This is a genomic window from Streptomyces sp. NPDC001880 (assembly GCF_053594575.1).
In genome coordinates this window covers 1-12,512 of sequence record NZ_JBSFET010000019.1, presented here as the reverse complement: position 1 = coordinate 12,512, position 12,512 = coordinate 1, and the positions used below count along the sequence as shown (strand labels likewise).

The following is a 12,512-nucleotide window of genomic DNA, read 5'->3' as shown; positions in this document are numbered from 1 at the left end:
AGATGACCACGACCGAGACGCCCGACATGCTGCGCCGGATCCTCGACTACTCCTCCCGGGCCGACCCGTACCCTCTGTATGCCGAGCTGCGCAGGACTCCGGTGGCCCGGCAGGCGGACGGTAGCTACGTCATCAGTACCTATCGCGAGATCGCGGACATCCTGCACAACCCGCAGCTGAGCTCGGACACGCGCAATCTCTCCCATCCGACGGCCGGAGCCGAGGAGCAGACCACGCCGGCGTTCATCAACCTCGATCCTCCCGAGCACGACCGCCTGCGGCGCATGGCGATGCGCCATTTCGGCCCCCCGCACACCCCGGGGCTGGTGACCGGCATGGAACCTTTCCTGACCGCCACCGTCAGCAGCCTGATCGACGACTTCGCGGGCAAGGAGCAGATCGACGTCGTCGACGACTTCGCCTATCCGTTCCCCGTGACTGTGATCTGCCACCTTCTCGGCGTGCCACGCGAGGACGAACCGAGGTTCCACTTGTGGGTCGACGACATCGTCAACTCGATCGACTACGACCCCAAGACCGACCCGAAGGAAAAAATGGACAAGGGCGTGCAGGCCCGTAAAGACCTTCGCCATTACCTCGGCGGGCTGCTGGAGCAACGCCACGACCGATCGGGCGACGACCTGTTGTCACGGATGGCCAATGATGACGGGCCCGACGGGCGGATGACCGACGAGGAAATCGTCGCCACTGCCAATCTGCTGCTGATCGCCGGCCACGAGACCACCGTCAATCTCATCACCAACGGCATGCTGACTCTGCTGCGCCACCCGCAGGTGCTGCAACGACTGTGCGACGAGCCGGACTTGGTCGTTCCACTGGTGGAGGAGCTGCTGCGCTACGAGCCTCCCGTGCACATCATTCCCTGGCGGGCGGCGTACAGCGACATCACCGTCGCCGACACCGCGATCCCCAAGGGCTCACAGATCATGCTGATGCTGGCCTCGGGCAGCCGCGATCCTGACCGTTTCCACGATCCCGACCGCTTCGATCCCGATCGGCGTGACAACCAGCACCTCGGCTTCGGCAGCGGCATCCACTTGTGCTTCGGCGGCCCGCTGGCCCGGCGCGAAACGCAGATCGCGCTGACCGAGCTCGTACGTCGCCTCGACCGCCCCAGCCTGGTTGCCGACCCGCCACCGTACCGGCGCAGCCCCGTTCTTCGTGGTCCGATCCATCTCTACGTCGAGCAGGGTGGCGATTGACGCGATCGCCGAGGCCATCAAGGCCGTACGGGCCGGCGCGCCGGGTCCGGCATGGCACGCGCAGCTCGGGCAAGAGCGCGGCTCCTGGCCCGGGCAGAAGGAGCGGTGGGAGGGAGGAGTAGACCAGATGGTCCGCCTCCCTCCCGTAAACGTCATGCCGCTGCGTTCGCACTGCTTTGTGAAGCGTCTTCCTCGGAATGCGGCTTCACGAGGCCCCGCCCGCGCGTACGGTCCATCAAGCGCCATTCAGGCCGCAGTCCAGCCAGATTCGTGGTGAGGAAGTACGCGGCGCCGCAGGCGAGCAGCACCGGCACGAGTCCGGCAGCGGTCACCGCCGCCCCGGCGAGCAGCCCGCCGAGAGGGATACCGGCCCAGGCCAGCGAGTCACCGAGGGCGTTGACCCGGCCCAGCATCCGGCGCGGCACCCGCTCGACGAGGACGGCTCCCAGCACTGGGTTGACGAAGCCGGCGCCGAACCCGGTGACCGCGAAGACGGCCAGTACCGCCCCCAACGGGGCGTCGAAGGCGAGGATCAGGAACCTCGGTGCCCCTGCCAGCAGGAACCCGGTGAGAACCACCATCCGCCGCCGCAGCCGGTGCGCGACCATCGCGGCGATCAGGCTCCCGCCGACCGCCGCGGCCCCCATCACGCTGCCCATCAGGCCGATCGCGGTCGGCCCGTTGCCGGACTCCCTGGCCCAGACGGGTACGAGCACCGAGACGAACGCCGCGTCCAGCAGGTTGGTGATGCCGACCATGACGATGACGGTGAGCAGCAGCGGCTCGCCTCGCAGGAAGGTGAAGCCCTCGCCGAACCGCCGCCAGTATCCCGGTTCCGTTCCCCCGGCCTGCGAGGGGGCTTCCTCGGCCGCGTGCCCCATGCCGCGAGGCAGCACGAGTTTGATGATCACCGATCCGAGGGCGAAGCAGCCCGCGTTGACGGCGAGTCCGGTCAGGGGACCGAGCAGCGCCACCAGGGACCCGCCGGCCGCCAGGCCGACGGTGGAGGCGAGCCGCTCGGTCACGCCGGACAGACCGGTGGCCCGCTCCAGCGGCACCCGGCCGCGCTCGGCTGCCTCCGGGACCATCACCTCCTTGGCCAGGTCGCCGGGTCCCCGGGCCGCGCCGATCAGCGCGACCAGAACCAGCAGAAGGGGAAAGGACAGCAGGTCCAGGGCGTGGAGCAGGGGAACCGCGGCGGCGGCGGTCGCGCTGGCCAGATCGGTGGTCCAGGAAACGGCCCGCGGGCCGATCCGGTCCACCAGAGGCCCGGTGAACGCCTTGACCACCACGTAGGGAGTCATCTCGCAGAAGGCGACCAGTCCGGTCTGGGTGGCGCTGCCGGTGGTGACGAGGACGAACCAGGGCAGTGCCACAACGGAGATCCGCGTGCCGGTCAGCGATACGGCCATGGCCGCCAGCACCCCGCCCAGCGGCCGTAAGGACCTCTTGCCGGGTATGCCGCCGTCCTCCGAGGCGTCGTCGGTCATGACGTCGGGCTTCCTTCCGCATCCTGAGGGCCGGAAGGGAGCGACGAGGCGGCAGGCGCATCCAGTTCGGGCAGGATCTGCGTGATCACGGCGACCCGCTCGGCTCCCTCGGGGGCATTTGCCGCCGTCTCGGGCGCGTCTCGCCGGTAGCGCGCGATGACTTCCGCCAACTCCTGGTACAGGGCGGCGGCTTCCTCGGGCGTGAGCCGCAAGGCCCAGTCGCTCATGTCGAAGGTGTCCCGCCATGCGCGGGGCATCGTCTGAAGCCCGTTCAGGGTCTGCTGCGTGCGCAGGGTGTAGATGGCGGCGACGGACTGCTCATAGGCCAGTGCGGCCTCGGGCTCCCGCTCGGCCAGCTCCGGATCGTTGAACCAGGTCGTCCGGTGCACCGAACGCCACCAGCGCTCTCGTGCGTTGCCACGTTCCGCGTCCTCCTCGACGAAACCCGCCGCACCGAGCTGGCGCAGGTGATAGCTGGCCGTCCCGGAATTCACGCCCAGCCGCTCCGCGAGGCGGGTGGCCGTCGACGGGCCGTACTTCCGCAGCAGCCCGACTAGCTGCACGCGCAGCGGATGCGCGAGGGCACGCAGCCCCTTGGCATCCAGGACAACCGAGTTCTCTTCGGTGGAGCCATCGGCTCTCTCCGTGGCATCAGTCATACGGCACACAATAGACCGCAAAGAGTTCTTCGCAAATAGTTCTTCGCGAAGAACTCTTTGCGAAGCCTTTCGGCGGCTGGACCAAGACCTTCACCGACCCTCGCCTTTGCGCGGCTGTCGTCGACCGGCTCACCTTCAACGGCACCGTCATCGAGACCGGCACCGACTCCTACCGCCTCGCGAGCACCCGGGCCCGAGCCGAACAGACCGCAGCGGGCTGAACCCCTGAAACCGCTGGACTGCTGCTCAGGGCCACCTGTCAGGCTCCGCCTCGTGGAGGTACTCGATGTCCTGACCGACATGGCGAAAACGGGCCGCCTCGGCCCGGTGTTCAGCGGAGCCGACTGGAACGATGTGACCGCAGCACTCGGCGGACCACCACGCGTCCAGCAGCTGACCCGAGAACACTGCACGCTGCAAGAACGCCTCGAAGGCGCCCGGTCCAGCCTCCGTTTCGCCGACGAGCGCATCGCCGACCTCGAAACCCAACTTCTCGAACAGGACCACTCATGACCGTCCCGCCCGGCTCCGACCCGATCCGTCGCCAGGCCACCAGGATGGTCTCCGCAACGATGTCTGCGGCGTCGTCGGCCCGGTCGGGCCAGCGCATGGCGAAGCCCAGGACCGGGTCGACGTGCTCGGCACAGACGCAGCGGAGGCGCTCAGTCGGCACTGGCCTGGTCGCTGCTCATGTCTCCTCCATGTCCGGCGCCGGTGGGATCGTTGCACCGGCCGACAGCAGTCTCTCCGCCAGCGCGCGACAGCGCCTCCCGAGCTCCGGAGGGTCGAGTACCTCGAAGTCGTGCCCCAGCAGAAGTACGTGCATGAGCACGGCGTCGAGGCTGGCGGCGCCACTGAGCACCTCGCAGAGCTCGTTCCCTCGCCGTCTTACGACGGCCGCCGACGCCGGAATCTGCGCGCGCACCGTGTCGGCCGGTGCGTGCACGAGGAAGCGCGCCTGGTGCGGGTAGACCCGGCTCGCGACACCCTCTTGCACGTATGTTGCCGCGTCAGGTGCCGTGCGCGGGCAGAAGTGCCAGGTCCGTGCGGACGCGTCGGTCATCCGGTCGACGCGGAAGCTGCGCCAGTCGTCGCGATCGAGGTCGTAGGCGAGGAGGTACCAGCGCCGGTCGGAAGTGACCAGGCGGTAGGGCTCGACCCGTCGCCGTCGCACCTCGCTGCCGGACGGGTAGTCGAAGCCTGCCTCGACCTCGTCGCGGCAGGCTCTGGCCAGCGTCATGAGCACCTCGGGGTCGACCGGTGTGCGGCCTCCGTCGAAGGACGCCACCGAGCCGGTGAGCGCGCGTACCTCGTGCCGCAGCCGGGTGGGCAGCACCTGGTCGAGCTTGGTCAGCGCCCGGAGTACGGCGTCGCCGGCGCCGGCAACCGCGTCACCCGCGCCGGCGAGCAGCGAGACCGCGGTGGCGATGCCCTCGTGGTCGTCGAGAAGCAGCGGCGGCAGGTCCTGCCCCGGGCCGAGTTGGTAGCCGCCGCCGACACCCTGGCTGGCATGCACCGGATAGCCGAGTGTGCGCAGCCGCTCGACATCACGCCGTACCGTGCGCGGCGTGACCCCGAGACGGCGGGCGAGCTCGGGGCCGGTCCAGACCTGGCGTTGCTGCAGCAGCCCGAGCAGGGTGAGCACCCGCTCCGTCGTGCCCCGCTCGTTACCGCTTGCCACGTCCATGTCGCCCACTCTCTCAGCAATAGCGGACCGATCCTGTCCGCCAGAGATGTCACGGTGGCTCCATGGATGCAGACGAACTCGACTGGAACCGGACGCTGCGCGAGCAGTGGGAGGTCCACTGGAAGCATCAGCTCCGAGCCCGGCTCGAGAGCCTCACCGACGACGAGTACTTCTGGTCGCCGGTGCCGGATGCCTGGAGTGTGCGGCCGCGCGGCAGCTCGACGGCGCCCGTGCAGGGCGGTGCCGGGGACTTCACGATCGACTTCGCTGTCCCGCAGCCGGTCCCGGCGGCCTTCACCACGATTGCCTGGCGACTCGGTCACGTCATCGTCGGTGTGCTGGCTGCGCGCAACGCGGCGCACTTCGGCGCGCCGGCGGCGTCATACGAGAGCTGGGAGTACGCAGGCAGCGCGGCCACCGCGCTCGACCAGCTCGAGGCCCAGCTCGATGTATGGCTGGCCGGGGTACGCAGCCTCGGCGACGCCGGGCTCCGGGTCCCGATCGGTGAGAAGGAGCCCTTTCCCGAGGCGCCCATGGCCGATTTGGTGCTGCACATCCACCGCGAGCTGATCCACCACCTGTCCGAGGTCTGTCTGCTGCGCGACCTTTACCGCCACACGAACCCCACTACGAACGGAGCAACCCGATGAGCCGCCACATCCAGGTCACCTTCGACGCCCATGACCCGCGGGCGCTGTCGTCCTTCTGGCGCGACGTACTGGGCTACATCCACCCCGGCCCGCCCGGGGTGGACCTGCCCGAGGGCGCCGACCCGCTGGCAGCGTGGGACGACTTCCTCGCGCGGGTCGGCGTACCTGAGGAGCAGCGCAACTCGAAATCGGCCATCGAGGACCCGGACGGACACGGCCCACGCGTGTTTTTCCAGCAAGTGCCGGAGGACAAGGTCGCCAAGAATCGCGTCCACCTCGACATCCGTGCGGCTCCCGGACTGCAGGGAGAGGAGCGGATGGCGGCACTGGAAGCCGAGTGCGACCGGCTCGTCGCACTGGGAGCGACGCGGGTACGTCGCTACGAGCCCGCTCCCCCGATGAGCGCAGGCTTCATTGTGATGGCCGATCCGGAGGGCAACGAGTTCTGCCTGGACTGACGCAGCTCAGCTGTAGTCGCGGAAGCCATGGCCGGTCTTGCGGCCGAGGCAGCCGGCATGACGAGTTGCTCCAGCAGTGGGGAGGTCGCGAAGCCTGGTTTGCGGAACTCCAGGTAGAGAGCTCGCGCTGGATCGCCCGCGACACGTCGTTGCCAACCACGTCGAGGAGCTCGAAGCGCCAGTATTGCCCGTATCTCGGCTGACCCCGCACTTCGGGCTCAACCGTGCCAGTGGGGCCATCCCCGCGGGCGCGGGCGCGGGGAGCAGCCGGAATCAGCGAACGTCCTCGGCGTACTCGGGGGACCATCCCCGGCCGCCGCCGCGAAACTCTGCTCCCCGCGCCCGCGGGGATGATCCCGCGCAGGCCGTCGACCGCCTCGCGGCCGAGGCCTGCAGCACGCTCTCGTCCACGGCGTCCACGGCGCTGGGGGTGAAAGGCGCCGGGTGGGCGGTGACCGCTACGGGCGCCGACAGCACCGCATGCCCGAGGTCTGCCATGGCGTAGCGCAGGCAGACCGTGGCGGTCGACTCCCACCGAGTCCGATCGCAGCGCACCCACGTGCCGGGATCTGCAGCGTCACCGGCACCTCAAACACAGCACCCGACAGATCCACCGCTCCCGCGTACACGAGCGGCCCAATCCCGAAGCCACCGGGAACCGCGCCCTGTCGAACCCGGCGTCGCAGGAGAACTGCGCCTCGTCGAACCAGGCGTCGCCGGAGAACTGTGCCGCGCTGAAATCGGCGGGGCCAGAGAAGTGCACCAGGCTGAACTCGGCGTTGTGGGAGAACTGCGCCCCGTTGAACAAGGCGTTGCCGGAGAACTGTGCCGCGCGGAACCCGGCGTCGCTGGAGAGCTGCGCCCAGATGAAATCGGCGAGGCCGGAGAACTGCGCCCCGCGGAACCAGGCGTCGCCGGAGAACTGCGCGCAGCTGAAATCGGCGTCGCCGGAGAACTGCACCCTGCGGAACCAAGCGGGGCCGGAGAACTGTGCCGCGCAGAACCCTGCGTCGTCGGCGAACTGCGCCGCGCAGAACTCGGCGTTGCCGGAGAAATGCGCCTCGCCGAACCGGGCATCGCCGGAGAACTGCGCCCCGCCGAACTGGGCGTTGCCGGAGAACTGCGCGCAGCTGAACTCGGCGTCGTCGGCGAACTGCGCCCCGCGGAACTCGGCGTTGCCGGAGAAATGCGCCGTGCCGAACCAAGCGGGGCCGGAGAACTGTGCCGCGCTGAAATCGGCGTTGCCGGAGAAATATGCCCCGCCGAACTCGGCGTTGCCGGAGAAGTGCGCCGCGCCGAACTGGGCGTTGCCGGAGAACCGTGCCCCGCCGAACTCGGCGTTGCCCATATGGAGTTTTCCGGTGGTGGGGTCGTAGAGCGCGCTGAGGAGTTGGTCCAGCAGGTCTCGGGTGAAAGGGGTGCAGCGGTGGTCGATGTCGGCGCCGGGGGTCAGTGAAGCCAGGTGGTTGTCACGGTCTCTGTCGGACAGGTGGGCAAGGCATGCGGTGTGGCCGGGCACGTGGATGCCGCGGCAGCCGACAGGATCGGCGGTGGGGTCCGCGCCGTGTCCGCAGTACGGCCGGGACGGCGGCGAGGGGACGGGGGCTGGGGGTGTACTCATGGTCTGGCGGGCTCCGCTGTCATGTGCCGGTTCCGGGTCTCGTTCAGGCAGAACGCACGGTTGGGCACGGTCAGTCCTTCCCGTGGCGGAAGGGGGTGTGCGCCGTAGAGGAGTTCTCGTCGGTTTCGCCGCGGTGGTGGCGTTCGGCCTGGTAGGCGGTCCAGGCATCCGCGCCTTGGCGGATGGACTGGGACGGTGTCCCGGTGCGGCTGCAGAACTCGACGAACGGCAGGTCCGGTTCGGCCAGGCGTCGGCGTCGCTCGGCCTGCGGCTCCTCACAGACGCGCGCCCTGTCGAGGTCTTGGACGCTGCGGGCGCGGGCGAGTTCGTCGACATCGAAGGCGATACGCCGCAGTACGGCCGCCACCCGGACGGATCGACGATCACGGCATGCCGGTCAGGGAAGTCGGACCCCGGCCGCAGGTTCACCACCGGCGGGAAGCTCTCCCGCTCCGCATGGCCGATCCACTCCGCGCACTGCCAGATCCACCCGGCCTCGTCCACCAGGCGCCCGGCCACATCCGCATGCCCCGACAGTTCCTCGTCGTCGCTGCTGGCCGGGTCCTCCGGGGCGGGGCAGCCCGCCGCCCGTAACTCGCCCAGCGCAGCCTCCAGCGCATCCACTGAGGCGGCCTTGGTGAGCTGATGCACCCGGGTGGGCGACAGCCCGGCCGCCTCCGCGGTCTTGCGTACCGATAGCCCGTCAGCCCGCGCCGAGGCCAGCGCCCAGTCCCGTTCCCGCTCGGCCTGCTCCAGCCGCCACGCGGCACGCCGCACCCGAGCCAGCACCCGCCGCTCCCGACGGAACTTCCCAAGCCAGTCACCCCTCACCGGCCACAGCCTGCCAGCCCAGACACAGCCATGCAGAGATGTTCAGCAAACTGAACATTGAAGCTGCGCCATCTTGAAGTAGCTGGTCAGGGTGCTGGTGTGACGCCGGTTCGGGGTGCTCGTGCTGGTCGTGGGCGGCCGTCTGGGGTGTAGATCGTGGGTCAGGGGTGGGTTTGCAGATTCCTGTCCGTCGGCGTGGGTGCCGCTCCTAGGCTCCGGCGCATGATGGATCCCGAAGTGCTGGAGCGGGTCGCCACGCGGCGTGCGGAGTTAGACGGGCTCGAAGAACAGCTGGTCAAGCAGCTGTCGGAGGTACGGGCTGAGCGGGATGAGCTCGCCGTGGCGAGCGGGTGTGGCAGCGGATGAGTGAGCAGCTCGCCGACGAGCGCACGGAGGCCGGGTCGCCGGTCGTCCAAGTGGCGGGTCGGGCGGTGCGGCTGGTTTCGGATCGTGCGCCGGGGGTTGGCTGAGTCCGCGCTGCCGGCGGAGTGCCAGCGCGTCCTGACCGCCGTGCGGCAGGCCGGCGGCCGGGTCTCCACCCGGCAGATCGGCGAGGTACTGGGCTTGGACACCGGGGTGAGGGGCAAGCTGGAGCCGCTGCGCGGGAAGCTGGCCGACCGGGGCTGGCTGCACAAACGACACTGCTACGACGCCATCTGAAGGCCATACGCTCCCGGTGGCGGGCGTTGCTGCCCGGGAGGATCGCGATGATCGTCCTGGCCGTGCTCCGGCACGACCAGCGCTTGGCCGACATGGCCGGCGGCAACGACATCTCCGCCACCACGGTCCGCCGCTGGCGCGACGAGCTGATCGCCCTCCTCGCCGCGAAGCCCCGCGTCTGGACCGCGCCCTGAAAAAGATCGCCAAGCGGGGCGGGGAGGTCGTCCTGATCGACGGCACCCTCATCCCCACCCAGCGCCGCACCGGCAAAGCGAACCGCCCGAACTACTCTGGCAAGCATCGCCGCCACGGTCTGCACGTGCTTGCCCTGACCGACGAGCGGGGCCGTCTGGTGTGGATATCGGCCGCCCGGCCCGGCCGCACCCACGACATCACCGCCGCCCGCAGCGACCATATCCTGGCCCACCTGCGCGCTGCCGGTCTCGGCGCCCTGGCCGACCTGGGCTTCCTCGGCCTGGACGACGACGGGGACAAACCCGTGGTCGCCACCGGCTTCAGGGCCACCCGTGCCCGCAAGCTCGTACCTGCCGAAAGGGAGGCCAACCGCATTCTGGCCGCCGGACGCACCCCGGTCGAACGCGGCTTCGCCCATTTGAAGAACTGGCGGATCCTCACCAAGCTCCGCACTGACCACGCTCGCGCCACCCACCTGCTTCGCGCGCTGCTCGTCCTGACGAACATCGAGGCCACTACAGGCAATTGATCTCTAGCGCAGGCAGCCCACGACCAGCACAAGCACGCGGAACAGCGTCACTGAGCCGGGATCGCCTGGGTGAGGTTCAACGGGTTGCCGTCGGGGTCCTGGATGTGGGCGACGCGCTGCCCCCACGGCATGTCGTTGGGGCCGCTGCGGACCGAGCCGCCCAGCGCCGTCACCCGGCCGAGCATCTCGTCGACGTCGTCGACACCGATGCTGAGCAGGATCCGCGGTGCCGCCCCGCTCCCCGGGTCCGTCTTGGCCACCAGCCCGAGGTCGGTGTCGCCGATGCGCAAGCCGAGGTAGAAGGCCGGGCCTTCTGCCGGTACTCGGAAGATCTCCTCGGCGCCGAACAATTTCGTATAGAAGCCGAGCAGGACTTCCTGGTCGGCAGTGATGATCACTGGCTGGATGGTGGACATGGCACTCCTGTCGAGAACGGTCGTGTCGCTGGGTAGACCGTTCGAGGTCGGTGAACTCATCGGCAAAACGGCCATGCCAGACGATCTACACCCCAGACTGCCGCCCACGACCAGCACAAGCACCCCGAACCGGCGTCACACCAGCACCCTGACCAGCTACTTCAAGATGGCGCAGCTTCATTCAACTGCTACCCACGGCGCCAATGCTCCCGAAGGCCGGTACACGGCGGCGTGCTCCCCGCGCCCGCGGGGATGGTCCCGCGACGGGCTCATCGGGGTTCTGCGAGTGGGTGGAGATTGGAGAACCCTCCCGGACCTCTGCCGCCGACGGCCTCGGGTACGGGCGGGGGTCAGTGCCGCTGCTCTCGCGGCTACGACGGCGGCCGCGCCGGGGCGGGCAGCGGGCACAGCCCCTTGTGGAGGCGGAGCGTGATACCTGGGCCGCTCGCACCATGGATCTCGTACAACTTCGACTCTTCGGCCGTCACGGGCCGCTGACAGCGGGCACACATCATCAGCGGGCCTTTCGGGAATGGCAGAAGCAGGTACAGGTAAGGCGCTCGACGACAACATCGCCGACCCGCACCTCGGCCGGCCCGGGACAAAGACGGTGCCCCTCGCCCCACGAGCCCGCCGTACTGCTCCTGCACTTAGGAGAGGGGACCTGTCCCCGAGTGGTGGACACCTCTGACTCCGGCCCCGGCAGGGGCCGGGTAGGAGGCATCTTTTATGGTGATGAAGGTCTACTCGCCCGAGTTCAAGGCGGACGCGGTCGCGCTGTACCTGTCGGACCCGAGCCATACCTTCGAGGGCATCGCCAAGGATCTGGGGATCAGCCGGGAGACGCTGCGTAACTGGGTGCGGGCCGAGCGGGCCCGCCGCGGTGAAAGCGGCACGACGAACGGCAAGACGAAGGACATCCCGGTGAGCGATGCCACGAAACAGGAGCTGGAGGCCGAGATCGCGGCCCTGCGCGCGGAGCTGAAGGCAGTGCGCAAGGAGAACCAGAAGCTCGCGGTCGAGCGGGACATCCTGCGCAAGGCGACGAAGTTTTTCGCCGCCGAGATGAACTGGTGAACCGCTGCCGTTTCATCGAGGACCACCACCGCGCCTGGGGCGTGAAGCGGTTGCGTCAGGTGCTGGAGGTGGCCCGCTCCAGCTTCTACAAATGGCGGGCCGGCCGCGCGGCGCGGGCCGCCCGTGAGCGGGCCGATGCCGCGCTCGCGGAACGCATCCGGGCCGTGCATACCGAGTGGGACGGCACCTGGGGGCGTCCGCGGATCACCGCCGAGCTGCGCGAGGCCGGCATCCGGGTCAACCACAAGCGCGTCGGACGGGTGATGCGCACGCACGGCATCGCCGGACTGCGGCTGCGCAGGCGCCAGGTCACCACTGTGCCCGAGCCGTCTGCCGCTGCCCTGCCGGACCTGCTGCGGCGCGACTTCACCGCTGCGGCACCGAACACCAAGTACGTCGGAGACATCACCTACCTGCCAGTGGGCGACGGCGAGTTTCTGTATCTGGCGACCGTGATCGACTGCTTCTCACGCCGCCTGGTGGGCTGGGCCATCGCCGACCACATGCGCACCTCGCTGATAAGCGATGCTCTCCAGGCCGCCGCAGCCACCCGTGGCAGCCTGGCCGGAGCCATCTTCCACAGCGATCACGGGGCGCAGTACAAGTCTCGTGAATTCGCTGCTGCATGCGCCGAGTTGGGAGTGATCCGGTCCATGGGCGCGGTGGGCACATCGGCGGACAACGCCCTTGCCGAGTCGTTCAATGCAGCCCTCAAACGCGAGATGCTCAAGGGCACCCGCCGCTTCGAGGACGCCCGCGCCTGCCGCCAGGCCGTCTTCCGCTGGCTCACCCGCTACAACACCCGCCGACGGCACTCGGCCAACGGACAGCAAGCCCCGATCGTCTACGAGCAGCAGTCAGCTACTCTGACACTTGCCGCATAACGACACGAACGGTGTCCACCCTCAGGGGACAAGGCCCGACCTCCGAAGGCCGTGGGAGAAACCGACCCCGCCGGACAGGCTCACCCCCGCACGCGTCCGCCGCGACTTTCGGCACCTCCGCCCGCAAGCCGC

General features: G+C 69.2%; 15 protein-coding genes and 1 pseudogene. 10 read left to right on the top strand and 6 right to left on the bottom strand.

The annotated features are described in order from the left end of the window. Positions 1-2: 2 nt before the first annotated feature. Positions 3-1,223 carry a cytochrome P450 gene (locus ACWCQ6_RS14070; RefSeq protein WP_451088824.1) on the top strand — a complete coding sequence of 407 codons (1,221 nt, stop codon included), beginning with the start codon at positions 3-5 and terminating at the stop codon, positions 1,221-1,223. A gap of 152 nt (positions 1,224-1,375) precedes the next feature. Here the strand turns inward: ACWCQ6_RS14070 and ACWCQ6_RS14065 are convergent, their stop codons facing one another. Further along, a complete protein-coding gene (locus ACWCQ6_RS14065) occupies positions 1,376-2,713 on the bottom strand; it encodes an MFS transporter (RefSeq protein WP_451088823.1) in 1,338 nt (445 codons plus the stop codon). Further along, entirely contained in the window at positions 2,710-3,372 is a 663-nt protein-coding gene (locus ACWCQ6_RS14060) for an ArsR/SmtB family transcription factor (RefSeq protein WP_451088821.1), read from the bottom strand. The genes ACWCQ6_RS14065 and ACWCQ6_RS14060 overlap by 4 nt, the downstream gene beginning before the upstream one ends. A 68-nt stretch (positions 3,373-3,440) precedes the next feature. Between ACWCQ6_RS14060 and ACWCQ6_RS14055 the strand changes: the two are divergent. After that, positions 3,441-3,593, top strand: a pseudogene (locus ACWCQ6_RS14055) (ATP-binding protein); the annotation flags it as partial. A 52-nt stretch (positions 3,594-3,645) separates the two neighbouring features. Further along, complete coding sequence (locus ACWCQ6_RS14050; RefSeq protein ID WP_451088819.1) at positions 3,646-3,885, top strand: hypothetical protein; 240 nt, start codon at positions 3,646-3,648, stop codon at positions 3,883-3,885. 175 nt (positions 3,886-4,060) lie between these two features. Here the strand turns inward: ACWCQ6_RS14050 and ACWCQ6_RS14045 are convergent, their stop codons facing one another. Further along, positions 4,061-5,059, bottom strand: a complete 999-nt coding sequence (locus ACWCQ6_RS14045) for a helix-turn-helix transcriptional regulator (protein ID WP_451088817.1) — start codon at positions 5,057-5,059, stop codon at positions 4,061-4,063. Positions 5,060-5,121: 62 nt separating this feature from the next. On the opposite strand from ACWCQ6_RS14045, the gene ACWCQ6_RS14040 reads away from it, so the two are divergent. Beyond that, positions 5,122-5,709, top strand: a complete 588-nt coding sequence (locus tag ACWCQ6_RS14040) for a DinB family protein (RefSeq protein WP_451088815.1) — start codon at positions 5,122-5,124, stop codon at positions 5,707-5,709. Then, entirely contained in the window at positions 5,706-6,167 is a 462-nt protein-coding gene (locus ACWCQ6_RS14035) for a VOC family protein (protein ID WP_451088813.1), read from the top strand. Before ACWCQ6_RS14040 ends, ACWCQ6_RS14035 begins: the two co-directional genes overlap by 4 nt. Before the next feature lie 577 nt (positions 6,168-6,744). Here ACWCQ6_RS14035 and ACWCQ6_RS14030 read toward each other — a convergent pair. Next, a complete protein-coding gene (locus tag ACWCQ6_RS14030) occupies positions 6,745-7,788 on the bottom strand; it encodes a pentapeptide repeat-containing protein (protein WP_451088811.1) in 1,044 nt (347 codons plus the stop codon). Positions 7,789-7,858: 70 nt separating this feature from the next. Continuing rightward, complete coding sequence (locus ACWCQ6_RS14025) at positions 7,859-8,155, bottom strand: hypothetical protein (RefSeq protein ID WP_451088809.1); 297 nt, start codon at positions 8,153-8,155, stop codon at positions 7,859-7,861. Positions 8,156-8,841: 686 nt separating this feature from the next. On the opposite strand from ACWCQ6_RS14025, the gene ACWCQ6_RS14020 reads away from it, so the two are divergent. The 4 genes from ACWCQ6_RS14020 to ACWCQ6_RS14005 all read left to right on the top strand — a co-directional run bounded on the left by ACWCQ6_RS14020 (position 8,842) and on the right by ACWCQ6_RS14005 (position 10,003). Further along, entirely contained in the window at positions 8,842-8,985 is a 144-nt protein-coding gene (locus ACWCQ6_RS14020) for a hypothetical protein (protein ID WP_451088807.1), read from the top strand. Between the two features lie 96 nt (positions 8,986-9,081). Continuing rightward, a complete protein-coding gene (locus ACWCQ6_RS14015) occupies positions 9,082-9,279 on the top strand; it encodes a hypothetical protein (RefSeq protein ID WP_451088805.1) in 198 nt (65 codons plus the stop codon). A gap of 47 nt (positions 9,280-9,326) precedes the next feature. Next, positions 9,327-9,473 carry a hypothetical protein gene (locus ACWCQ6_RS14010; protein WP_451088971.1) on the top strand — a complete coding sequence of 49 codons (147 nt, stop codon included), beginning with the start codon at positions 9,327-9,329 and terminating at the stop codon, positions 9,471-9,473. After that, positions 9,413-10,003: a transposase family protein gene (locus ACWCQ6_RS14005; RefSeq protein WP_451088967.1), complete on the top strand. Its 591-nt coding sequence runs from the start codon at positions 9,413-9,415 to the stop codon at positions 10,001-10,003. Before ACWCQ6_RS14010 ends, ACWCQ6_RS14005 begins: the two co-directional genes overlap by 61 nt. A gap of 47 nt (positions 10,004-10,050) precedes the next feature. Here ACWCQ6_RS14005 and ACWCQ6_RS14000 read toward each other — a convergent pair whose 3' ends face one another. Beyond that, positions 10,051-10,419 (bottom strand): VOC family protein, encoded by a 369-nt coding sequence (locus ACWCQ6_RS14000; protein ID WP_451088803.1) that lies wholly within the window; start codon positions 10,417-10,419, stop codon positions 10,051-10,053. A gap of 729 nt (positions 10,420-11,148) precedes the next feature. Between ACWCQ6_RS14000 and ACWCQ6_RS13995 the strand changes: the two genes are divergently transcribed. Then, a protein-coding gene (locus tag ACWCQ6_RS13995) for an IS3 family transposase (protein ID WP_451088801.1) occupies positions 11,149-12,380 on the top strand; the annotation gives its coding sequence in 2 pieces (ribosomal slippage) (positions 11,149-11,470 and positions 11,470-12,380; 1,233 coding nt in all). The last annotated feature ends 132 nt before the right edge of the window (positions 12,381-12,512 follow it).